This window comes from Neobacillus sp. K501, assembly GCF_053749995.1.
On the sequence record NZ_JBSLYA010000004.1, the window covers coordinates 338,664 to 360,018 of the forward strand.

26 protein-coding genes and 1 pseudogene are annotated in these 21,355 nt (G+C 39.8%); 8 read left to right on the forward strand and 19 right to left on the reverse strand.

The features are described from left to right. Positions 1–17: 17 nt before the first annotated feature. Both ACWM35_RS12265 and ACWM35_RS12270 read right to left on the reverse strand, forming a co-directional pair. Positions 18–785, reverse strand: a complete 768-nt coding sequence (locus ACWM35_RS12265) for a hypothetical protein (RefSeq protein WP_454818762.1) — start codon at positions 783–785, stop codon at positions 18–20. Continuing rightward, positions 772–1,833 (reverse strand): hypothetical protein, encoded by a 1,062-nt coding sequence (locus ACWM35_RS12270; RefSeq protein ID WP_454818764.1) that lies wholly within the window; start codon positions 1,831–1,833, stop codon positions 772–774. The genes ACWM35_RS12265 and ACWM35_RS12270 overlap by 14 nt, the downstream gene beginning before the upstream one ends. Before the next feature lie 206 nt (positions 1,834–2,039). Here ACWM35_RS12270 and ACWM35_RS12275 point away from each other — a divergent pair, with 206 nt between their 5' ends. Beyond that, the gene (locus ACWM35_RS12275; RefSeq protein WP_454818766.1) at positions 2,040–3,134 is read left to right on the forward strand and encodes a mechanosensitive ion channel family protein; all 1,095 of its coding nucleotides are present in this window, start codon (positions 2,040–2,042) and stop codon (positions 3,132–3,134) included. A gap of 45 nt (positions 3,135–3,179) precedes the next feature. On the opposite strand, the gene ACWM35_RS12280 is transcribed toward ACWM35_RS12275, so the two are convergent. Then, on the reverse strand, positions 3,180–3,371 hold the full coding sequence (locus ACWM35_RS12280; RefSeq protein WP_454818768.1) for a hypothetical protein: 192 nt from the start codon (positions 3,369–3,371) through the stop codon (positions 3,180–3,182). 611 nt (positions 3,372–3,982) lie between these two features. Continuing rightward, the gene (locus ACWM35_RS12285; RefSeq protein WP_454818770.1) at positions 3,983–5,032 is read right to left on the reverse strand and encodes an NAD(P)/FAD-dependent oxidoreductase; all 1,050 of its coding nucleotides are present in this window, start codon (positions 5,030–5,032) and stop codon (positions 3,983–3,985) included. 295 nt (positions 5,033–5,327) lie between these two features. Here ACWM35_RS12285 and ACWM35_RS12290 point away from each other — a divergent pair. Continuing rightward, positions 5,328–5,483 (forward strand): annotated as a pseudogene (locus tag ACWM35_RS12290) (diguanylate cyclase domain-containing protein); the annotation flags it as partial. 89 nt (positions 5,484–5,572) lie between these two features. On the opposite strand, the gene ACWM35_RS12295 reads toward ACWM35_RS12290, so the two are convergent. The 4 genes from ACWM35_RS12295 to ACWM35_RS12310 form a co-directional block, all read right to left on the reverse strand. After that, the gene (locus ACWM35_RS12295) at positions 5,573–5,809 is read right to left on the reverse strand and encodes a hypothetical protein (protein WP_454818772.1); all 237 of its coding nucleotides are present in this window, start codon (positions 5,807–5,809) and stop codon (positions 5,573–5,575) included. A gap of 113 nt (positions 5,810–5,922) precedes the next feature. Then, positions 5,923–6,141 (reverse strand): DUF2922 domain-containing protein, encoded by a 219-nt coding sequence (locus ACWM35_RS12300; RefSeq protein ID WP_454818774.1) that lies wholly within the window; start codon positions 6,139–6,141, stop codon positions 5,923–5,925. 38 nt (positions 6,142–6,179) lie between these two features. Beyond that, positions 6,180–6,401: a DUF1659 domain-containing protein gene (locus ACWM35_RS12305; RefSeq protein ID WP_454818776.1), complete on the reverse strand. Its 222-nt coding sequence runs from the start codon at positions 6,399–6,401 to the stop codon at positions 6,180–6,182. Between the two features lie 240 nt (positions 6,402–6,641). After that, entirely contained in the window at positions 6,642–7,112 is a 471-nt protein-coding gene (locus ACWM35_RS12310; protein ID WP_454818778.1) for a hypothetical protein, read from the reverse strand. 173 nt (positions 7,113–7,285) lie between these two features. Here ACWM35_RS12310 and ACWM35_RS12315 point away from each other — a divergent pair, with 173 nt between their 5' ends. Next, positions 7,286–7,480, forward strand: a complete 195-nt coding sequence (locus ACWM35_RS12315) for a hypothetical protein (protein ID WP_454818780.1) — start codon at positions 7,286–7,288, stop codon at positions 7,478–7,480. 330 nt (positions 7,481–7,810) lie between these two features. Then, on the forward strand, positions 7,811–10,450 hold the full coding sequence (locus ACWM35_RS12320; RefSeq protein WP_454818782.1) for a PBP1A family penicillin-binding protein: 2,640 nt from the start codon (positions 7,811–7,813) through the stop codon (positions 10,448–10,450). Between the two features lie 88 nt (positions 10,451–10,538). Here ACWM35_RS12320 and ACWM35_RS12325 read toward each other — a convergent pair whose 3' ends face one another. The 6 genes from ACWM35_RS12325 to ACWM35_RS12350 all read right to left on the reverse strand — a co-directional run bounded on the left by ACWM35_RS12325 (position 10,539) and on the right by ACWM35_RS12350 (position 14,853). Further along, positions 10,539–10,760 carry a helix-turn-helix domain-containing protein gene (locus ACWM35_RS12325; RefSeq protein WP_454818784.1) on the reverse strand — a complete coding sequence of 74 codons (222 nt, stop codon included), beginning with the start codon at positions 10,758–10,760 and terminating at the stop codon, positions 10,539–10,541. Between the two features lie 10 nt (positions 10,761–10,770). After that, entirely contained in the window at positions 10,771–11,250 is a 480-nt protein-coding gene (locus ACWM35_RS12330) for a DUF2975 domain-containing protein (protein WP_454818786.1), read from the reverse strand. Positions 11,251–11,279: 29 nt separating this feature from the next. Further along, positions 11,280–11,762, reverse strand: a complete 483-nt coding sequence (locus tag ACWM35_RS12335; protein WP_454818788.1) for a DUF2975 domain-containing protein — start codon at positions 11,760–11,762, stop codon at positions 11,280–11,282. A 287-nt stretch (positions 11,763–12,049) separates the two neighbouring features. Next, on the reverse strand, positions 12,050–12,754 hold the full coding sequence (locus ACWM35_RS12340) for a hypothetical protein (protein ID WP_454818790.1): 705 nt from the start codon (positions 12,752–12,754) through the stop codon (positions 12,050–12,052). Between the two features lie 5 nt (positions 12,755–12,759). Further along, positions 12,760–13,578, reverse strand: a complete 819-nt coding sequence (locus tag ACWM35_RS12345; RefSeq protein ID WP_454818792.1) for an ATP-binding cassette domain-containing protein — start codon at positions 13,576–13,578, stop codon at positions 12,760–12,762. A gap of 303 nt (positions 13,579–13,881) precedes the next feature. After that, positions 13,882–14,853, reverse strand: coding sequence for a glycerophosphodiester phosphodiesterase family protein (locus ACWM35_RS12350; RefSeq protein WP_454818794.1), 972 nt, complete (start codon positions 14,851–14,853; stop codon positions 13,882–13,884). Between the two features lie 127 nt (positions 14,854–14,980). On the opposite strand from ACWM35_RS12350, the gene ACWM35_RS12355 reads away from it, so the two are divergent. After that, a complete protein-coding gene (locus ACWM35_RS12355) occupies positions 14,981–15,667 on the forward strand; it encodes an FHA domain-containing protein (RefSeq protein WP_454818796.1) in 687 nt (228 codons plus the stop codon). Between the two features lie 80 nt (positions 15,668–15,747). Here ACWM35_RS12355 and ACWM35_RS12360 read toward each other — a convergent pair whose 3' ends face one another. The 3 genes from ACWM35_RS12360 to ACWM35_RS12370 all read right to left on the reverse strand — a co-directional run bounded on the left by ACWM35_RS12360 (position 15,748) and on the right by ACWM35_RS12370 (position 16,430). Beyond that, complete coding sequence (locus ACWM35_RS12360; protein ID WP_454818798.1) at positions 15,748–15,885, reverse strand: YvrJ family protein; 138 nt, start codon at positions 15,883–15,885, stop codon at positions 15,748–15,750. A gap of 69 nt (positions 15,886–15,954) precedes the next feature. Beyond that, positions 15,955–16,170 carry a DUF2922 domain-containing protein gene (locus tag ACWM35_RS12365; RefSeq protein WP_454818800.1) on the reverse strand — a complete coding sequence of 72 codons (216 nt, stop codon included), beginning with the start codon at positions 16,168–16,170 and terminating at the stop codon, positions 15,955–15,957. 38 nt (positions 16,171–16,208) lie between these two features. Continuing rightward, positions 16,209–16,430 (reverse strand): DUF1659 domain-containing protein, encoded by a 222-nt coding sequence (locus ACWM35_RS12370; protein ID WP_454818802.1) that lies wholly within the window; start codon positions 16,428–16,430, stop codon positions 16,209–16,211. A 205-nt stretch (positions 16,431–16,635) separates the two neighbouring features. Between ACWM35_RS12370 and ACWM35_RS12375 the strand changes: the two genes are divergently transcribed. The 3 genes from ACWM35_RS12375 (at position 16,636) to ACWM35_RS12385 (ending at position 19,501) form a co-directional block, all read left to right on the forward strand. After that, positions 16,636–17,406 carry a hypothetical protein gene (locus ACWM35_RS12375; protein ID WP_454818804.1) on the forward strand — a complete coding sequence of 257 codons (771 nt, stop codon included), beginning with the start codon at positions 16,636–16,638 and terminating at the stop codon, positions 17,404–17,406. A 188-nt stretch (positions 17,407–17,594) separates the two neighbouring features. Then, positions 17,595–18,734: a YibE/F family protein gene (locus tag ACWM35_RS12380; RefSeq protein ID WP_454818806.1), complete on the forward strand. Its 1,140-nt coding sequence runs from the start codon at positions 17,595–17,597 to the stop codon at positions 18,732–18,734. Beyond that, the gene (locus tag ACWM35_RS12385; protein ID WP_454818808.1) at positions 18,731–19,501 is read left to right on the forward strand and encodes a YibE/F family protein; all 771 of its coding nucleotides are present in this window, start codon (positions 18,731–18,733) and stop codon (positions 19,499–19,501) included. The genes ACWM35_RS12380 and ACWM35_RS12385 overlap by 4 nt, the downstream gene beginning before the upstream one ends. Positions 19,502–19,628: 127 nt before the next feature. Here ACWM35_RS12385 and hprK read toward each other — a convergent pair whose 3' ends face one another. After that, a complete protein-coding gene (gene hprK, locus ACWM35_RS12390) occupies positions 19,629–20,564 on the reverse strand; it encodes an HPr(Ser) kinase/phosphatase (protein WP_454818810.1) in 936 nt (311 codons plus the stop codon). A gap of 152 nt (positions 20,565–20,716) precedes the next feature. Further along, positions 20,717–21,181: an inner membrane protein YiaA gene (yiaA, locus tag ACWM35_RS12395; protein WP_454818812.1), complete on the reverse strand. Its 465-nt coding sequence runs from the start codon at positions 21,179–21,181 to the stop codon at positions 20,717–20,719. Between the last annotated feature and the right edge of the window lie 174 nt (positions 21,182–21,355).

Sequence of the window (21,355 nt, forward strand, 5' to 3'; positions counted from 1 at the left end):
TTATAACCTACTCCCGTCTATAAGAAAAACTGCAATATCAAAACAATCATGGTGATACCTTGGCCGATTCCCAAACCAAGCAGCCATTTTTTCAAGACATTTTCTTTATTTCTATCTTTCTTAAACGCGAGCTCAAATCTTTCGTCCAGCTGTTTTTCAAGCTTCTTTTGCTCTTCTTTCCCTTCTAGATACCTTTGGGTCCATTCTTCATCCAAAGAAATTTGATTGGACTTTAAAATATGTAGTTCATGTAAGAGATACTGAAATTGCTGGGAAAAGATTTCAAAATGTTGATTAGCCAGCGACTCTTGCTCTTTAATGCCCGCTACAACTTTAGACTCTAACTGATTTTCAACGGTTTTTAATATTTTTTCCGTTTGTGCTTGGATAAAGTCGTGGTCGTCTTTTTTTAGTTTATTAAGGTCGGCAAGCAGCGCTTCCGTTTTCTTTAAGTATGCCTGATATTCCTTTTGCCACTCGCTTGCTTTTTCTTCTAGGGTCACGAGGTTTTCATTCAGTCTTTCCATACCTTGGTTAAACAATAACGACTGAGGATCCATCACTTCTTCTTTAAACTGTTCACTTAACTGTGACGGAAAGTGCCTTAGTATTTCACTCATTTTCTCAATACTGTCATATACTGCCTCATTCTTCTCGACAATGACCTCTTCCCGCTCGTTGATCAGTTCTTTTAACTCATCATAGAAAAGCTCGTCATTAACTTTTTTCAGCGACTGAATCGCCGCTTCATATTTTTCATCAATGGTTGTATTAGATGTCGTCATTTCCAATTATCCTTTCCGCTTGTTTTAACAAGATTTGACTGTACTGGTGGTACGCCCATTTTTCCGAATCAGACACATCTGGAGATAACATTGGCGTCTGCAATGCTGTGACTGCTTTCACAAACTCTTCTTTTAAAATTTCCTCCAATTGTCGTGACCGTTCCAATATCGGATTCCATTCCCAGATTGCCTGATCTAATTTTTCTTGAAGCTCCTTCATTTCCTGTTTGTTCAGTTCTAGCTTTTGTTTCTTCGCTCCCACTTCTTCTTCTGCTACGCGATAAAGACTATGTTTTGATTCCAATAAATCGTTAAATGCTTGTTTGCCCTGTTTCACCATATGCTGGATTTGCTGCTGATAATATTGGTGGATGGTCTTGTGATTGTCGTCCAATGTCTCTTCGACAATCGAGAAATCCTCCTCGAAATTCCGATAGAGAAGATACTGATTCGATAACCTTCCATGTTTTAATGCCAGCCCGCTGATTGACGGAGTGGTTTCAAAATCTAGATTCCTATCCAGATTGTCCATGACCGTTTCCAGCGATTTTACCAACTGCCTCATTTGCTTTTCATAATGTTGAAGCATCGCCAATTCTAGCAAATGATATGTATCAACCAGCTTATCAGTCTTCCTATCTTTGAAAATGACTTTCCCTTTTTCAAAGCTGAAATGATCCTCCACCCGATAATCAAACTTTTCCATCCGTAGTCCATCCAAACGATGAAGGCTGTCTGTTAATAACGTTAGATCCGCTCTTAGGTAAAATAAGTTTTTCTCGTCGTTTTCATAACTCTTTTCGTCATCATTCAACGTCTCACTCAGCTGCCGGATCACCTTTTTCATGGCTTCCAGCTCCTGGTTTTTTTGCCTGCGGATGGTGTGTACCTGGTTTTTTATTTGGATAATTTGATTCTCCGCTGTTTGGTCAGCGCCTAAATCCGCTAATAGCTCCTGCCTCTGAAGAAAGCCTTCCGCAAAAACATCGATGGCCTGGTAAATCCATTTATCCTTCTCTGACTCAAGCTTGGATAAGAGCTCGATCATACTTCATAACCTCTTTATTAAAAATTTGGATAATTTTATCATACAACAATTTTACGATCGATATATGGTGAAATTCGTTATTTCTTGTAAAAAAAGCTACTGATCAAATTTAAGACTTTTGATATATTCAAATCCTTTGCCTAAAAAGTTAAGATATGTAATGATTTACTTCGAAAAAAGTATTGTATGAGAGAGGTAGTTTGAGAATGTCTTTTGAATCGTTTTTTACAGACTACGACATGTTAAAAAATTTAGGGATTTCGCTTGGAATTTTAGCTGCATTTATCCTGTTTCGAAACCTATTTACCAAATATGTCTTTCAATTGATTGTAAAATTAGCTAGAAAAACACCAACGGAAATTTTAACGCAAATCTGTTTAAGCTTTGAACGTCCTTTAGGATGGGCGTTTATTATTATAGGGTTGTATGTTGCAATGGATTATTTCCCTTTTATCGAGCAGCATAACGCCTTATTTTTAAAGTTTTTGCGATCGATGGTGATTGTTTTGATTACATGGGGATTGTTTAACCTGTCATCTCCGACTACTGGAATTCTCGTTAGTGTGAATGAAAAGATGAACAATAAGATTGATTTAATTCTCCTTCCGTTTATTTCAAGAACGATCCGGGTCATCCTCATTGCCATCAGTGTCAGTATTATTGGTCAAGAATTCGATTATGACGTCAATGGGCTGGTCGCGGGTCTTGGGTTAGGAGGTCTAGCATTCGCTTTAGCGGCGAAAGAGGCGGTCGGCAATCTCATCGGCGGAATCGTGATTGTCACGGAAAAACCTTTTTCAATTGGCGATTGGATTTTAACACCAAGCGTGGAGGGAACCGTAGAGGATATTAACTTCCGCAGCACAAAAATCCGTACCTTTAGTCAAGCGCTCGTGACCGTTCCAAACTCGACACTGGCCAACGAGCCGATTACCAACTGGAGCCGGATGGGAAAAAGACGAATCACGTTTCATTTGGGGCTAAACTATCGGACGACGAAAGATCAGATTCAAAGAGTCGTCGCTCGGACTGAAGCGATGCTAAAGAATCATCAAGATATTCATCCGGATACGATTATGGTTGCCTTCGATCATTATAATGAAAGCAGCCTCGATATCCTGTTATACTTTTTCACCAATTCGACCGTTTGGGCCGAGCATTTGAAAATCAAACATGAAATCAACTTAGAGATCATGGGGATTTTAGAGGAAGAAGGAGTCGAAGTCGCCTTCCCGAGCCGTACGATCTACGTCACGCCACAGGAAAATGAATTGTTCCAAACTGTGGGGTCTTTTGATTAAAAATAGGAAAGCTGGCGATTTCAGTCGAGTCGCCAGCTTTTTTTACTAGGAAATATCTCTCCCCAAATAAAAATCATATGTCTCCAAGCATTCCAGCAACTCGGAACGATAGGTCATTAAAGCTTTTCGAATCACTGGATTATGAATCTCCTGACTCAGCTCCTGGTTACACTGCTCCAATTCCTGCGTTTTCACATTCATCAAATCCATAAACAGATCCTTCATATCTCTCCTCATAGTCCCTGCCTCCTATTTATCTAGTATTTCCAGTTTGGACGGTTTTTTTGGAGATTATACATTCGAGGGGGTGGGGGTTGGTTTCTTGAGTCGAGGCTTGGGGGCCTGGGGGCTCTGGCCTTTACCTGCAGATTAGATCTTGGTACCTGCCCTTTTGGGAGGTTTACCTGCGGAATCTAGTATTTTACCTGCACATTTCCATGCCACACCCAACTTCATGTGAAGAAAGACAAGTCTGGGACTGGGGTAGGTTCCTTTTTCTAGAGTCGAAGCTTGGTGACTTTGGCCTTTACCTGCAGATTAGATTTTGGCACCTGCATTTTTGGGAGGTTTACCTGCGGAATCTAGTATTTTACCTGCACATTTTCATGCTGCACCCAAATTCATTTAAAAAAAACAAGTCTGGGACTGGGGTAAGTTCCTTTATCTAGTTTTTTAGATTCGGGGATTGGGTTCATTGCCCTTTACCTGCAGATTGGCCCTTGGTACCTGCCATTTTCGATCGTTTACCTGCATGATTTGTCCGTTTACCTGCGCGATCTGGCATTTCACCTGCGCAATTTTGAAAAAAAAGAAGGGGCCCTGAAAATCCAGTCCCCCTTCTACGTTCCTTATTTGATTAATTGCGCGACTAATTCACGATTACGTTTCTTAAATAGTTCATTATGCGATGATACCATGCCATATCCTTCAGCCTCTGGCATGATAAATTGCTTTGCCTTATTGACGGCATTGACGGCATCTTGGAAGGCACCTGCAATTAAATGAACCTTGCCATCATAACTGATGATATCCCCAGCGGCATACAGACCTGGCACAGATGTTTCACTAACGGAATTTCCAGCTATGTAGTACTCATTGGCCATCTTAATCGACAAATCACTTTCCTCAAGTAATTTCGTTTCGCGATTAAAGCCATGATTCACGACTACTTCATCCACATCAACAAGGGAAATCTCTCCCGTCACATGATTCTTCAATTCTACTTGTTGAATGACTTCGCGATTTTCATCCGCAATTAACCTCGTAATCTCTGTATAAAACATACAGTCTACTGAACTATTCAGGAGCTGTGCTACCTGCGCTTCATGGGCATTAAAGGCGTCCTTGCGATAGGTTACGTACACCTTTTTCGCAATCGGCTCTAGTTCATTCGCCCAGTCAACCGCCGTATGTCCTCCGCCTGAAATCAGCACCGTTTTATCTTTAAATCGTTTGAGTGATTTAATCGTATAATTCAAATTGGCAATCTCGAATTTTTCTGCACCCTCAATTTCTAACTTTTGCGGATTCAATATCCCCCCACCGATGGCAAGAATGACCGTTTTGGAAAAATGCTTTTCTCCAGAATCGGCTTGGAGAATAAAATAGCCTTCCTCACTCTTCGAAATCGATGTGACTTTTTCGCCTAAAACGACGGTTGGGCTAAAGGTTAAGGCCTGCTCGGTCATTTGCTCGATCAATTTTTCACCGGAAGTCGGGGTCATCGCCCCAATATCCCAAATCATCTTTTCAGGATAGACATGAACCTTTCCACCTAGGCGATCCTGGAACTCAATGATCTTTGTCTTCATTTCTCGCAAACCACTATAAAAAGTGGAAAAAAGCCCCGCAGGTCCTCCACCAATAATCGTTACATCATATAATTCATTCTCCATCATTCCTTGCTCCCTTCCCCGAAAAGGTCTATCACACTGTTTGACTAAATATATTTAAGTAAGTCTGGTTACGTTTAGTTTCATTGATAATGATTATCATTCTTAATAATTTTATAATATGGATAACGAAAATACAATCATTATTTTGAAAATTAAACCAAAGGAAGGATACCTCTTATTTATAGGGATGGAAATGGGGTTGTTGGATTTCAACACTCTTACCTGCTTTGTATTGTTTTAAACTTGGGGGACCCACTGTAATAGATGGAATCATCCAAGTAGTAGAAAATTATCACCTCTATGGGAAGAAACGCAACCATCTGAAAAAATAACCATTTCCATTGGATTAAGCAGCATTTCTCATGAGAAGTCCTTAGATCAGCAAATTGATGAAGCGGATCGGGGATTATATCATGCCAAACGGCTAGGGAGAAATCAAATAGCAACTACTTAGTTTAATAAAAATCGGGTGCAATCTTACTCGATTTTTTATTTATTATATAAAGAAGTTAATCACCATTTTTGAAAAAAAACCTGGTTTCCTCAACCAAGTTTTTGTCGGTGTCTATTCATATAAATCTTTTCCACAAAGAAACATACAATCAAGCCAATAATTAAAGGAACCATTGAACCGGTTGTAATGCTAAGCTTTTCAGCATTATTTATATACTCGGAGTGAAACATTAACCAAGGGATGGTGAACAAATGGCCAATGAGAAATAGTCCCCCTGTGGTTAATACAAGCGCTAGCAAGGAAACAATAAAACCTTTTAATTTCAACTAACCACCTCCAAAGAATACTCTAATAATATCAAATTGTTAATATTATACAATTTTATCCTTATTTTGCAAAGAGGCCGGATTCCTAAAGTAGAATCCGGCCTCTTGCTCGATTAAATAATTTCATAGTCAGTTACATTGCGTTCGATCACGCGGACTCCCTGTGCAGAAGCAAGATTTCCGTTTGCTGTAAAGAAAGCGCCTGATGCCACAATCGCTTCCATAGAAGCCTTCACAACCGCCTCCTCAATTGGTTCCTTCGGATTATCGATACTAATACGCGCGGTCTTCCCGTTCTCGGTTAAAAACTGCAATTCTAATGTTTTTGCCATTCTATTTCACCTCCTATCCTCTCGATTTTTTGGGCTCATTAGTTAGCTAGTAAATCAGAGCTGTCAATCCGCTCGACATTACTTAGCTGGTCAGCGGATAAAGAGAAAATCGCTTCTGCTGCTTGCCATAACTGCTCAACAGTTGCTTCCCTTTTAATGTTGCTGAAAGTTTTCGCCTTCATGATCGGCTTACCTTCGTCGTCCATGCCTACCTGGAACGACAATTTTAATTTTGACCCTGTTAAAAGTGCCTGTGCCATCCTTGATCACCTCCTTTCACTTTCTATATAGAAAAAGTGAGGTGAAAAGGACAGGGTCAGGGGGGATTTTTTTGAGCAGCGAATAATTTTTTTGCCATCCGAGAGTATTTCTCGCGATCCGCAAGTATTTCTCGCCATCCGCAACTATTTCTCGCCTTCCGCCAGTATGAAAAAGGCTGATTCAAAAGCCGTTATGTAAAACAACTTTGAATTCAGCCTCATGTTTTTCTCAAACAACGCTTACTGACCATTTTTCTTATGATTATTTTCAGTCTTAAACATATTTTGCGAAACGGCATTGAGTTTATTAACAAAACGATTGAATCCAAAGCCAATAATAAAAGCCATACTGATTTGAGCAAAAGGGGCATCTTCAAAATCGACAAACTCAACCAATAAGATCCCGCTTTGAATTAAGGTGACCGCGACGACAGCAGTCCCTGTCGCAAAAATCGGATAAAAAATATACATAATCCATTTTCGATAATCATGGAGTTCATCGGCCATATAATGGGAGCAAAACATATATAAATGCCGTAGTGACCCACCAATCGCTCCAGCAAAGAAATAATAAAGAAAGATTTTAATATCAACTAAAAACGGCAGCGATTTATCAAGGGCCCCTGTCCATAAAAACCCAACAGCAATAAAACTTCCAAAGAATAGCAGCGAAAGGTATGTTAGAATACCTGCCTTTACCCATTTATTCACTGTGCTCACCCCGCTTCTGATAAGGTATTTTATGTGACATTACCGATCAGCGTGAAAGCACAACCTGTACCTTCAGATCAACATTTGGTGGGAAAAGTATTTTTCTGAAAGTTTAGAATTTTAAACTCCTGACCATCCTTAATAAAAAGGACCTTAATTAGGAGGAACCGCCAATGAATATAGAAGAATTACATAAACTCATAGCCGTAAAAAAGATGGATTTAGAGGAATGTGAACTAGAACTCCACAGTCGTTACTACCCTTCTGTCGTAAGGATTGCTATGGCAAATTATATATCCGTACTAAACGAACAATTAGTAACGTTTCAAAACGACCTTAATAACCGCACTAGCGTCCAAAATCCTTGATGCCTCAAGGATTTCCGGACCTTCTTTCGAGTGTTTTCAACATTCACTCGGCCCATCAAACGTTTGATTAATTCACGCTCAACCCCTTTTAAAAAACGAACTCCTACTCCTTTTCATAAAAATTTTGTCGGACGAACGGTCTCCATTTTCGCTGCCAATCAACAAAATCCGAAAGACTTCTGATTATCCTTTCTCTGTTTTATACGTTAAAATGAAATTATCATCGTTCTATCATTCAATACCTATTGAATAATTATTGGCTTATTATGTAAACTTCATAATGAACTCATTTTATCCTATGAAAAAACGAAGTTGGAGGCAGTATTTACAATGTCAGAAAATGGTAGTTCTCGCGTAGAGCGAAGGAAAAAAGGACAGGAAAAGCAAAAGCAACAAAATAAACCTAAAAAAAGTCTTTGGAAAAAGGTTTTATATTTTATCTTAATCGCAGGAGTCGTGATGCTTTTAGCTGGAGTGGGTGGGTTTTTATGGATAATAAAAGACGCTCCGAAGTTTGACGAAACATTATTAAAGGATCCGTTATCATCCAAAATTTATGCTAGTGACCAGAAAACCCTCATTGCTGAGGTCGGCACTGAAAAACGCGATGATATAAGTGTGAAGCAAATACCAGATATATTAAAGGATGCCGTGATCGCGACAGAAGATTCTCGTTTCTATAAGCATCATGGAATCGATGTAAAACGTACCCTTGTAGCGATTTTTAAAGTGCTCACTACAGGCTCTTTAGAGAGCGGCGGTGGTAGTACGATTACGCAACAGCTTGTAAAAAATTCATTTCTATCGCTTGAGCAAACACCGACAAGAAAAATACAAGAATGGTATCTCGCTGTTCAATTAGAAAGAAAATTTACCAAAGATCAAATTCTAGAAATGTATTTTAACAAAAATCCATATGGAAGCGATGTCTACGGCGTTGCCAAAGCGGCTGAACGTTACTTTGGATTAGGTCCTGATGAACTGGATCAATTAACACTAGAACAGGCAGCACTATTAGCCGGCATTCCGCAAAGTCCAAATCGATACAAACCAACAGTCGAAGAAAACCTTGCTAACGCTGAAAAAAGAAGAAATATGGTTCTTTATTATATGAATCGACATGGATACCTTTCAAAATCAGAAATGGAGAATGCACAAAGTACACCAATTGAAGATACATTAAATATTCAAATGCCAAAAGCCAATAACTATCAGGCATTTGTTGATACTGTAATGACAGAAGTTCAAGAAAAAACGGGTGCGAACATCTTTGAAGATGGATTGGAAATTTACACCACCCTTGATCCAGAAATCCAACAAATAACGGAAAATGCCCTTTCCACCAATGTCGATGTCAACTTTCCAGATAATGAAAACCTGCAATCTGCGATTGTGATTACCGATACCCAAACGGGAGCGATAAAAGCGATTGGCGGCGGAAGAAATTATCAAAACGGCGGTTATAACTATGCAACGATGATGAAACGCCAGCCTGGCTCGACGATCAAACCGATTCTTGACTACGGTCCAGCGATTGAAAAATTCAAATGGTCGACGGGACATCTGTTAAAAGATGAAGAATATCAATACTCAAATGGAACCCCAATTCGAAATGCGAATCGCAAGTATGCAGGCAATAAGACGATGCGTGAACACTTAGCATGGTCACGGAATATCCCGGCATTAAAAGCGTTTCAAGAAGTAGGGGTCGATGATGCGACTTCCTTCGCCAGAAGTCTCGGATTCCCAATTACCGATGAGCAAAAACCGAATGAATCCAACTCCATTGGCGGCATCGATGCCGCTTCGCCACTGGTGATGGCAGGCGCCTATGCAGCGTTCGGCAATGGCGGTTACTATATTGAACCACATACCGTGACAAAAATGGTCTATCCAGATGGACGTGAGGAAAACTTAATCCCTGAGAAGAAAAAAGTGATGGAGGATTACACCGCCTTCTTAATTACCGATATGTTACGTACGGTTGTCGACTCAGGCACCGGCACACAGGCCAATCTTCCGAAGCTAGACCTGGCTGGAAAAACGGGAACGACGAACTTTGATCAACAGACCATATCGAAATACGGTTTGCCAAACAATGCCGTTAGAGATGCCTGGTTTGTCGGATATACCCCGCAATATACGGGAGCCGTATGGACAGGATACAGCAAAACAACAACAGCGGATGACTATTTAGATAGTAAAACGGAGCACTTCTCTAAATTACTTTTTAAAGCAATTATGTTTAAGGTATCGACAAGTACGGATAAGTTCGAACAACCTGATAGTGTGGCGAAATCAGGGAAGGAATATTATGTTAAGAGTGGAGAAAAGGTACAAGCTGCGAAAACGGCTGAGCCAACCAACGTTTCCGCTAAATATGATGAAGCTTCCAATAGTATTCTTTTATCATGGGACCACGCTTCTGAAAATGGGACTGAAACAACCTTTGATGTTTCTTATACTGTAGATGGAAATACCACAGCATTAACTTCTACCAGTGAGAAGCAAGCCGTTCTTCCGAATCCGGAAAAAGGAAAAGCATATACCTTTACGATTGTTGCGATTTCGGATGATATAAAAAGTAATGGTGTGTCTGCTTCAATTACAGTGGAAGAGAAACAAGAGGCACCTAGCAGTCCAACGAATGTACAAGCAAAATATGATAAAAAGTCGAATCTGATCACGATTAGTTGGAAGGAAAAAGGAAATTCGAAAAACGTCCAATATACCGTTACCTATACGGTTGGTGGCAGTACGCAAGCCTTAACTACAACATCGGAATTACAAGCATCATTACCAAACCCGCAGCCAGGCCAAACCTATGTATTTTCGGTAACAGCAGCAAATGAAGCAGGTACTAGTGGACCAGCCTCAGCTTCGGTTACTGTTGATCGTGCTGAAACTGGTGGTGGTACCGGGAACGGTAATGGCCCGGATACCGAGACTGGTAGTGGAACTACACAATAAATAAACGCAAAGAAGGGATAGCTTAATCGCTATCCCTTCATCTTTTTTTCGCTACCTAATCATGCTGTTTTAAGAAATTTGTTGTCTGTTATTTGTGGGTTTCTTCGTCGCTTTTGTACTCCAAAATATCACCTGGCTGACAATCCAAAGTCTTACATATCGCTTCTAATGTTGAAAAACGAACCGCTTTTGCTTTGCCATTTTTTAGAATGGAAAGATTCGCCATTGTAATCCCAACCCTCTCCGAAAGCTCCGTTACACTCATTTTTCGTTTTGCTAACATCACATCAATATTAATAATAATTGCCATATCCTCCACCTCAGACCGTCAAATCATTTTCTGATTTTATGTTAATCACTTCCTGCAAAAGCCTTTGGAGAACAGCAGCAAATACTGCGATAACAAACGAAGCAAAAGGAATGACCATTCCAACAAATATGAGACCTGGAGCATCGTCTTTATCTGCCACGAGATAATAAAGCGGCAAACCTAAGACATGCAAACTACAGATGGTAATGGCGCAGTATTTGATTCTCATTAAAGTTCGAACAGACAATTCAGAGAAAGCAATGTTCTTGTCTATATAACTTAACAGTTTAAAAGCTTGATAAAGGGCGAAGTAAAAAGGTAATGCCCCTCCATATAAAAGGATGAAAATGATATATTTTATGGAATGGATCCTTAAGAAATCTGCTACTTCATCAGCCAGTTCAGGAACCAGAAATATGCACAAAGCGAGAACCGGAATTCCAATGAGAATAACAGCTATCTTCAAAAATAATGTGGTTGTGATCTTCATAAAAAACACCTCTCTTATATTTCAAAATGTTAATTGTTTTTTGGCTGCGAATCCAAGACACTCTTTATAGGTTTTTGAAGCACGTCGATAATGGCTGCGATGATACTTGTTGCCAAGATGCCCATTAGACCTAGAGATATTGGACCTGCTGCATCATCACCTATGAATTGAACACGCACCCTTAAATAAACTATTGCTAAAAAAATGAAAAAAGTGACAGTAAAAGTGCATTTTTTAATTACCTTTAAAGATTGAAGAGATAATTCAGAAAAAGCATTGTTCTTTTCGATATAGGTTAAAAGTTTAAATCCTTGATACAACGCCACAGAAAACGTAATACATATTCCATATGCACATACCAAAAGAGGATATAGCGAATAATCACCTGGGCGCTCTATCATATCTCTTCTTGCTGCTTCAGGTAAAAAATATATACACACTGCAAGCACTGCAATTCCAACCAGAAAAATAATGACCTTTAAGAAAGTGGTAGAACCTCGTTTAACATTCATATAAAACACCTCACATATTTAATAACAATACAAATTTAACACACGATTTATCGTTTTACAATAAATTAATATTATTTTTCATTATATTATTATTGTTATCGGAATATCCTTTTAATTTTAACAAAAATAAAAAGCATTTCTCATTAATAAAAGAAATGCTTTTACTTTAAAATGTTAAATTTACAACCTGTTCAACAAAACTTCCAAATAGTTTTATAAAGTACAATACTAACATACTAACAAAAAAAGAATAAAATAAAGTTCGACAAAAAAACAGATGTTACAACCTAGCTATGCCTTTTTCGAAAAAACCACATGGTCATGGATCCTCCTATCAGGATATACCCAAAGACAAATAGACAATGGGCCAGCATCGATTCCCCCATCACGAGCAGTTCCCCGCCACTCATATGGTCAATCACCTGATACACGGGCGGGAAAATCCAAACAATGGCCTTTAAAACAGGAGCAGCTTCAATAAGAGATTTGGCCGCCAGCGAGACGACAATGACAAAAACAGCAGCCAACCAAGCATATTTTTTAACCGCCAGCTTTGTGGCTGAAAAAGTAGTTCCTACGATGAAGCCAAATAAAGTGAAGACAATATGGCTGTAAAAGGAAAATGCATATAGTTCTACCGTCATCCTCCCTTTGAAGCTGCCCGTTACAATCGGAAAAAAGATAGCAAACAAAAGCAGCGGTAGCATCATAACCAGTGCAGCCAACCATGTGCCGATCAAGTAACTTAATTTGCTCCCGAGATGTGTAAATAAGATATGCTTTTCACTCACTTTTTGTAAGGTAAAAATGGCCATCGTCATCCATGCCGCCGCTAAGTAGAGGGCAATTGAAGAGCCACCGTAGCTGCTAAGAATCGGGACATTTTTATAGGCATATTGGATAAATACCCAAGCTAAAAAGACAACGACGGGAGGGATAAATTTTAACGAGCGGATAAAGCTAACTGTTTGGTAACGAATAAAAGCTGACAATTTCCCTACCTCATCTCCTTTAATTCAATAATGGAACAGCCCCGCTCAAGCAACATCTTCAAAACTTGATCTGACTCCATAGTTGAAACCAACATTTCCACGGTGCTTTCACCAATCCATTGATGACGAATACATGGAATACCGTGGAGGCTCTCGCTAGTGGGGATTTGCGCGGTCAAGATTCTAATTTTTTCAGACTTTTCACTTTTCATAGTGTCGGATACGATTTGTCCTCCGTCTACTCTTAAAATACGATCCGCCAACTCTTTGATCAACCATGAATCATGTGCGGTGAAAATAATCGTTTTCTCCCCTGTTAGTGACCGGAGCTGATTCAACAGCTCCATTTGCGTTCGATCGTCCAGCCCTGTCAGTGGTTCATCTAACAATAATAAATCCGGGTCTTTTATTAACGCTTGGATAATTCCCGCCTTTTGTTTAGTTCCTTTCGAACAGTTGTTTAAAGGGGTATGTAAAAAATTTTTTATCGAAAATAGCTCTGCATAGCTTTCGATTTTTCTCTCGATTTCCTCTGTGGCTGCGCCACTCATTTTGCCTGTGAGTATTAAAAATTCCTTTAGTTTGAAACGGATGTTTTCCGGAAAGTGTTCGGGAACATATCCTATCTTTATGTTGGCCCGCTTGACTTGTCCCGCGGTTCCTTCATAGAAACCACCAATCAGCTTTAGTAAGCTGCTTTTCCCCGATCCATTTGAACCCGTGATTGCCACTTTTTCCCCTTTTGAAATACAAATCGAAACATCATTGATAATCCTGATCCTATCAATGGTCTTACTAGCTTTATTTGACTCAAATAGTTTCATAGACAACCTCTTGTATTTTTCTTTATTTTACCATTTTAACCCAAATCATCTAGTAAAAAGGCTTATTAGCGACCGATACACTTTCCTTTATAATGCTCGGGTCGCCAATTCAGCTGATTGGCGACCCTTTTTTGTTTTTTATGTTATTTGAGTAGCCAATCTGCCTTTTTGACTACCGCTTTTCTGCTTTTTATGATTTTTCGGTATCCAATCTTCCCTTTTGGCTACCATCTTTCTATTTTTTATGATTTTTCGGTATCCAATCTCCTATCAAGCCGGTGACAGGCATCGAATCTACCAAATCTATTGTACAAGCGGAGCAATGACATCAATGCGATTGGTCCAGATTCCTCCGTTATATTTTTCAGGGAGGCGGTCTAGGTCGTGTTCTTGATCAAAGCCTTCTGACCATTCACCGTTGCCGGCAACTATGATGACTCTTGTATTCACTTCTTCCATTCGATTTAGAAACTTTGCTGGGTATCCCCACATGAATGTTATATATTTTTCAGGTATATGTAATTGCGTGTTCTCACAGGATGATGGAACATAACCTGTCCAACCAGTGGCGATGTAGGGCAGGAGGCAGCTTTTTAATGTCGCTTTGGACATGACTCGCATAGCTGGTAATTCTTCTTTTAAAGCAGTAATCGGCTCATCTCCCCCATATACGGTGAGTTTTTCGAGCCGTTCATCAGGATAGTTTGAGAGATACTGGGCTAATTGCCTGCCTTCATCAGGATCATTACTTTTTATATGGATGAGAAAAGACTGATTCGGAAATTCCTTCAATACTTCAGTAATGGTCGGCATGAGCCCTACACCCTTATTGCGAAAAGGATAGGACTTACCACCGTCAGCTGTATAGCCATAACCAATATCCAGCTTCTTCAGTTCCTCCATCGTGTATTCACGAGTAACGCCCTTGCCATTCGTTCGACACTCGAGTGTCCAATCATGAAAAATCGCAAATTCTCCGTCCTTCGTTAGTTGAATATCGAACTCTACCATATCGGCCCCTGCCTCAAATGCCGCTTCCATCGATGGTAACGTGTTCTCCAGATATGGATGCTCCGGTTCGTAAATCCGCTCGGCGGTACAGGTTTCTCCGGTAATCCCCTCCATCGAAAAGGTTTGTGCCATTCCCCGATGGGCTAATAGAATTGGCTCTCCGCTCCGTTCCTTCGTAAAGAAAGAACTATTATTGACGAAAATAAATAGAGCCAGGAAAAGAATGAACCAAAGTGTTCTCTTTATGATTTTTTTAAATTCCACTGTTAAAAATCCTCCCGGTTTTACGTGAATAATAAATATGTTAAGAGTATAATCAATGCTAGAAAGCTACTCAATAGTAAAAGAGTAATAAATCACTGATAACATAGTAGATTAATAGGAGATCCCGATGAATTCCTTTATTATAGTTGAAACTGGTTCACCCTATGAAAAAGGGGCATTTCTTTCATTAGTCCTTCCAAAAACAGTAATTGGCCGGAAAACCAAGGATAGTCATCCGGACATTCCCTTTCACAATATTTTTGTATCTAGAAATCATCTCGAAATCTTTCTTAAAGACGGAATATTTTACATCAGAGATTTACATAGCAAACATGGAACATTCGTTAATCATAAACAACTAGAACCCAATCAAGAAATACGACTTAAAGACATGGATAAAATCTCGATCGCGAATGGCTTAATTAAGTTTTCCTTTTCAACTTCCAGCCTAGAAAAAACGGCGGATCTTAGCGGATATTTACAAAAAGGGGCAGTGCCGATCACCCCTGTATTAAATCCACTTACGAATGAATTGCTGGTCGGTGACGATATCTATGAATTTTCTGAAAAGGAATATAAATGCATTGAGCTCTTTGTCAATCAAAGGGAACAGTTTATCACGACGGAAGAAATAAAAAGATGTGTGTGGAAGGAAAGAATCGTATCAAATGATGATCCGACTCCAGATGTCAGCCTTGAAGAAGTGAACGCGTTAATTTATCGCATTCGTAAAAAAACAAAAGATATTATTACGATTGAAAATTATCGTGGGAAAGGGTTCATTCTCACATTCAAAAATACACAAGATTCATGACGGTGATGTGTTGCATAAATTCCTCGGCTCGTCTAATAGTAACAGAAAAAGTCAGGCCCGAGCCTGACTTTTCATCTTTGTCACCCCTTCATTCGTTCTGGAAGATTCTGAATAGATTGCACGACCAAATCAAGCTTTGACTCGATGCGATACAGCAGATAAAGCGTAACAATGATTGGGAATCCCACATCACTAATGAACGGAATTAACTGTTCCACTATGATTCACTCCTTTCCTTTTTTAAAAAATGCCAGCTTCCACCTTTAGGAACCCGGCCTCATTGATGATTAAATTTCATAGTCGGTCACATTACGTTCGATCACGCGAATTCCTTCAGCTGAAGCTAGGTTTCCATTGGGAGTGAAGAAAACTCCAGATGCAACAATCGCCTCCATCGAAGCCTTCACGACAGCTTCCTCAATCGGTTCCTTCGGATTATCCACGCTGATACGCGCTGTTTTCCCGTTTTCTGTTAAAAACTGCAATTCTAATGTTTTTGCCATTCTATTCACCTCCTATCCTATTAATTTTTTTGAGCGCATTAGTTTTCTAGCAGATCAGAGCTATCAATACGCTCTACATTGCTAAGCTGATCAGCAGTTAAAGAGAAAATCGCTTCCGCAGCCTGCCAAAGCTGGTCAACCGTTGCTTCTCTTTTAATGTTGCTGAAAGTCTTCGCTTTCATGATCGGCTTGCCATCATCGTCCATGCCAACTTGAAACGACAATTTTAGTTTCGAACCTGTTAAAAGTGCCTGTGCCATCGTCGATCACCTCCTTTCACTTTCTATATAGAAAAAAAGAGGTAACAAGGATAGGGTCAGGCTGAAATTTTTCCAAAGAATTTTTCTTGAGCTGCAAATGCTTTATACGAAGATGTTCATTATTTTGTAACAATTACCTTCAAATCACCCTGCCCAATTCTGCCTTCCTTTTCTAAATAGAAGGTAGAGAGGCTGGTGCAAAAATATGAATTTAAAATCAGGCAATATTGAGGGGTTCGAGCAGTTTTCACAATTTAGCAGTCTTAAGGAGTTTAATACCCATATTGAAATGTGGTTGTTGGAACATAAGAAGGATTTTACAAAAGGCGAGCTAGTCGGATTAAAACGGCTGGTTCGTTTTGCTGCGAAAATTCCAGGAGTTTGCAATGCGAAAATCGGGAAGATTCTAAAAGCGATTAACGAGGAGTATCACGAGAACGGAATTTCTCGCTCAACTTTTAAGCGTATGACACAAAAAGCACAGGAAATTGGTATTCTGACCATGCATGAAACGGAACGAAAAAATGGTTCTCAGTCTAGTAATCTTTACGTGTTTAATCGTTTTCCTTCCAATGAACCACCCCAACAGGAAAAATTGAACCACCTAAATAAAACTATTAATCCTTCTAAAACTAATAATCAAAAGATTAATAAACGTACAGAAGAACCGTTGGAATTAGATCACAATTTTGTAAGTGATCGAGTTCCACAGGATTTTGTTCAGCAGGTAAAATATTTCTATTCAGATGCAAAAACCATTGAGGAATATTGGAAAATGGCGAAAATCGCTGCTTATCGCAATGTTTGTGAAGAAAAACCAGAGGTGCTAGAAATCGCGATCCATTCCTTTAAGCAGCTTATTAGCAAAATGAAATCCGCTAAAGTGAAGAACCCGATTGCTTACTTCTACGGAATCGCCGATGCTAAATTTCAATCGTTTTATTATCAGGAGGTGTTTGATACGTATTGCTGTTAAAACGTTCCAAACACTGGCAAAGTTCGGGGTGGTGGTGACACTGGCAAGTTTGTCCACTAACCATATCCTCATTTATAATACTCTTAGTGTACATTTATCCACCATAGTTCTAACGTGAGGGAAATGTGTGTAGCTGTCGCTTTTACTCTGCTCAGAAACCAAATGACATCTTTTCCGGAGGTATTTTTTTGAATGTAATCGTAAACGCCTATAAAAAAATGACATACAAACAAATATTTTGGTATTCCCTATTAGTCCTATGTTTTGCTGCCTCTCTCTTTTTTGTATATCACAATCATTCCTTTTATGGACGTCCAATCGCCGAAGTCACGAAAACGAGGCTGGTAGATTCAACAGAAACGACGGACCTGCATGAAAATAAAGATCGGCAATACACCCAGCAACTATTAGCCGAAATAAAAAATGGCGATAAAAAAGGGCAGACGATCCATTTAACGAATGAATATTCCACATCCGGAGCCTATGATCAAGAATACCATGTTGGTCATGATTTATTTGTTTCCATTGATACAGACACCGCAAAAGATACGGAATTAACCGGATACATAATAGAAGTGAAGCGGGATAAATACCTTGTAATGATCGCATGGGTTTTTATCTTCATTCTCCTTATCGTGGGAAAGAAACAAGGGCTGTTATCGATTATCAGCTTAGCCATCAATGCCGTCATCCTATCCTATGCATTGGATGTTTTCATCAATACCTCCGCTATCAGCTTGTTATGGATTTGCAGCATAAGCGTCATTTTATTTACCGCCCTTTCTTTGCTGCTTGTTAACGGCTTTAATGAAAAAACCTACGCAGCGATTATTGCGACACTATTAGGGACCTTCCTTTCGCTGCTGATCACTTATATTGTCATGTGGTTAACGTCCGAAAGAGGCCTTCGCTATGAAGAAATGCAATTTCTCACTCGTCCGTATAAAGCTGTATTTATTGCAGGGTTATTTATCGGTTCACTCGGAGCGGTCATGGATGTAGCCATTACCATGTCCTCTTCCATCTTTGGGCTGTATGAAAAGGACCATAATATTTCCGTAAAGGCTCTTAAGGCTTCCGGAATGGAGATTGGCAAAGATATTATGGGAACAATGACGAATATTTTGTTTTTTGCCTATATAAGTGGTTCCATTCCCATGCTTATCTTATATTTCAAGAACAATTCCCCCTTGTTCTTTACCCTTTCCATGAATCTTTCATTGGAAATGGCTCGGGCCCTGGCTGGCGGAATTGGAATTGTATTAACCATCCCAATAGGACTATATATTACGATTTTCTTCGTGAAGCGAAAGAGGGCTAGAATATGAATACATTACTGTGGCTGGGAGCCATTTTATTTATCCTGATGATCCTAATTGGCGGCAATAAAGGGAAACGGTCTTTTTTTGCGATTTTCCTAAACTTTGCTGTGCTCCTTTTTACAGTATTTATCATGACCATCCCACAGGCGGATCCCATTATCTTAACGTTGATTGCATCAATCGTGATCAGCTGCATTAATCTCTTTTATATTAATGAAGTGAACAGCAAGACAAAAACAGCCTTCCTTTCTACCATTGTCACCGTTGTGATTCTGCTCTTTTTTATTTTGATCATATCAGAATCGGCCATGATACAAGGATTTGGAGAAGAAGAAGTCGAGGAACTCAGCATCTTTTCCCTTTATATTGGAATAGATTTTGTGAAAATTGGAGCTTCCGTTATCATTATGAGTACCATTGGTGCCATTACAGATACGGCCATTGCCATTTCCTCTCCGATGCGAGAAATGTTTCACCATCATCCAAACGTAAGCAGGAAAGAATTATTTTCTTTTGGAATCAGTATCGGTAAGGATATTTTAGGAACCAGTACAAATACGTTATTCTTTGCCTTCTTTGGGGGCTACCTGGCCTTGCTCATCTGGTTTAAAGATTTACATTATACGATTGGAGAAATCATCAATTCCAAAATCTTTAGTGCGGAAATGATTACCATCCTTTGTGCAGGAATCGGTGTAGCGCTGATTATTCCGATTACCGCCTGGATTAATGCATTATTTTTAATAAAAAGAAGAGAAAAAAAAGCTTCCTGACACGGAAGCTTTTCCTCTAGGTTTCAACCATGAAAAATGCATATCTGCCCATTTCATTGATATACCTTCTTTTCAAACGTTGCTTCATCAATTACTACAGCCCCACGTATCACCCATTACTTAACCCTTATTCCAATCCAGTCTTCGAAATATCCGCCTCAATTCGGCTCATGAACTCTTCGGCTGCGCTGTAGCCTTGCTGCTTCAAATACCAGTTATTGGCCGCGGCCTCAATCAGTCCCGCCACATCACGTCCGGGCTGGAGCTGAATCTCCATCGAGGGAATTTTCACATCCATATATTCGGTATAGTGAAATTCCTGATCCAACTCATTATACAAGGCATCTTTTTCCCATTTCGTTAAATGAATATCCAACGCAATTCGGGTTTCGTCCTGAAAAGCCTTGCGCCCGTAAAGGCGAACCACATTCAACAAACCAATACTGCGAAGCGCCAAAAACTCCTTCGTTTTCTCGTCATGTGTTCCGAGAATTGTCTGCGGACTCAGTTTCTTAAGGACCACGATATCATCTGCGACCAGCCGGTGGCCCCGGCGAATCAATGTATGTGCCGTCTCGCTCTTCCCTACACCTGAGGCTCCGCGGAGTAAGATCCCAATGCCCGACACATTCAAACAAACCCCATGCACCGCAATTTCGGGTGCCAATTCCTTCACCAAGTACGCATCCAATTTGGTAATAAACTCGGAAGTGATCTCCGGCTGGTTAGTGATTAACAAAGGAATACACTGTTCGACACAATGCTGTGTTAAATAGGTAAGCCCCTCCTCACCCGCCGTTACAATAAAGCAGGGTGGATGATAATGGACGATATTTCCGATTCGGATTTTCCGTTCCTCTTTACTCAACTTATGTAAATAAGTAATTTCCTTTTTTCCTAAAATTTGAACTCGTTCTGTTGGAAAAAAATCAAAATGGCCCACGAACTCCAGGCCTGGACGATGCACCCTTGGTTGTGTAATCGCTTTCTCTAAATGTCCTTCGCCAGCCAGTACTTTCAATGAAAACCTCTGAACCAAGTTTTCAACTGTTATTTTCTTCACCCTATACTCACCGACCTACTCTTACTTTTAAATCGATTATACTGAAAAACGAGATAACCGTCACCCTTAATGAAGTTACGAATGATGCCAACCTCACAAATAACACAAAAGAGCGGCCCTTATCACCAAGGACCACTCTCTTTCGGAATAACTTAATCTCTTTCTCTAGCTCTTTGTGTATCGCGAATATTCTTCTGAACCGTGATCGCAGCAAAGATACTAAGCACAAAGGACATCCCATAAAAGCCTTTTTCGCTTAAAACGATACTTCCGGCATTGTATAAACCGATCGCCATTAAGGCAATCGCGACAATCAGCGCAAACCAGCTAATCCCGTAATAAATATTGGTAACCGGGATCCCTTCTTCTCGATCTCTGACCGCTTTTTGTAAAGAGACCGATGCATAAAGCCCGAAGATTAACACAGCAAAGTAATATCCTTTTTCGTTCAACTGCATTGCGGCGTTAAACAAACCGATGAGATAGGCAGAAACCCCTACTAACAGCGCTCCCCAAGAAGCTCCCTTGAAAGCGGCCGTCGGCTCTCCCTCTTTCCTCTCAACCTTTATCTTTGGCTCATTCTGTTTATCGAATAAAACCTCATTCTCATTAGCCATTGAATCTTTCTCCCCCCGTCAACAAGCTCAGGCACCGAGCCCTTGCATGCCTTTAAAAAATGAATCGCATGAGTACATTACCTATTATATGAAACTATTGAAAATTTTCACAGTTTTTTTGAAAAACTTCGGTAAACTCAGTTTTTGACATTATCACCAGCCGCCACAAAGGGG

Excerpts from the sequence above, each read along its gene's own strand:
- ACWM35_RS12265 (WP_454818762.1), bottom strand. The coding sequence starts at position 785 with ATGACGACATCTAATACAACCATTGATGAAAAATATGAAGCGGCGATT.
- ACWM35_RS12270 (WP_454818764.1), bottom strand. The coding sequence starts at position 1,833 with ATGATCGAGCTCTTATCCAAGCTTGAGTCAGAGAAGGATAAATGGATT.
- ACWM35_RS12275 (WP_454818766.1), top strand. The coding sequence starts at position 2,040 with ATGTCTTTTGAATCGTTTTTTACAGACTACGACATGTTAAAAAATTTA.
- ACWM35_RS12280 (WP_454818768.1), bottom strand. The coding sequence starts at position 3,371 with ATGAGGAGAGATATGAAGGATCTGTTTATGGATTTGATGAATGTGAAA.
- ACWM35_RS12285 (WP_454818770.1), bottom strand. The coding sequence starts at position 5,032 with ATGATGGAGAATGAATTATATGATGTAACGATTATTGGTGGAGGACCT.
- ACWM35_RS12300 (WP_454818774.1), bottom strand. The coding sequence starts at position 6,141 with ATGGCAAAAACATTAGAATTGCAGTTTTTAACCGAGAACGGGAAGACC.
- ACWM35_RS12305 (WP_454818776.1), bottom strand. The coding sequence starts at position 6,401 with ATGGCACAGGCACTTTTAACAGGGTCAAAATTAAAATTGTCGTTCCAG.
- ACWM35_RS12315 (WP_454818780.1), top strand. The coding sequence starts at position 7,286 with ATGAATATAGAAGAATTACATAAACTCATAGCCGTAAAAAAGATGGAT.
- ACWM35_RS12320 (WP_454818782.1), top strand. The coding sequence starts at position 7,811 with ATGTCAGAAAATGGTAGTTCTCGCGTAGAGCGAAGGAAAAAAGGACAG.
- ACWM35_RS12325 (WP_454818784.1), bottom strand. The coding sequence starts at position 10,760 with ATGGCAATTATTATTAATATTGATGTGATGTTAGCAAAACGAAAAATG.
- ACWM35_RS12330 (WP_454818786.1), bottom strand. The coding sequence starts at position 11,250 with ATGAAGATCACAACCACATTATTTTTGAAGATAGCTGTTATTCTCATT.
- ACWM35_RS12335 (WP_454818788.1), bottom strand. The coding sequence starts at position 11,762 with ATGAATGTTAAACGAGGTTCTACCACTTTCTTAAAGGTCATTATTTTT.
- ACWM35_RS12345 (WP_454818792.1), bottom strand. The coding sequence starts at position 13,578 with ATGAAACTATTTGAGTCAAATAAAGCTAGTAAGACCATTGATAGGATC.
- ACWM35_RS12355 (WP_454818796.1), top strand. The coding sequence starts at position 14,981 with ATGAATTCCTTTATTATAGTTGAAACTGGTTCACCCTATGAAAAAGGG.
- ACWM35_RS12365 (WP_454818800.1), bottom strand. The coding sequence starts at position 16,170 with ATGGCAAAAACATTAGAATTGCAGTTTTTAACAGAAAACGGGAAAACA.
- ACWM35_RS12370 (WP_454818802.1), bottom strand. The coding sequence starts at position 16,430 with ATGGCACAGGCACTTTTAACAGGTTCGAAACTAAAATTGTCGTTTCAA.
- ACWM35_RS12375 (WP_454818804.1), top strand. The coding sequence starts at position 16,636 with ATGAATTTAAAATCAGGCAATATTGAGGGGTTCGAGCAGTTTTCACAA.
- ACWM35_RS12385 (WP_454818808.1), top strand. The coding sequence starts at position 18,731 with ATGAATACATTACTGTGGCTGGGAGCCATTTTATTTATCCTGATGATC.
- yiaA (WP_454818812.1), bottom strand. The coding sequence starts at position 21,181 with ATGGCTAATGAGAATGAGGTTTTATTCGATAAACAGAATGAGCCAAAG.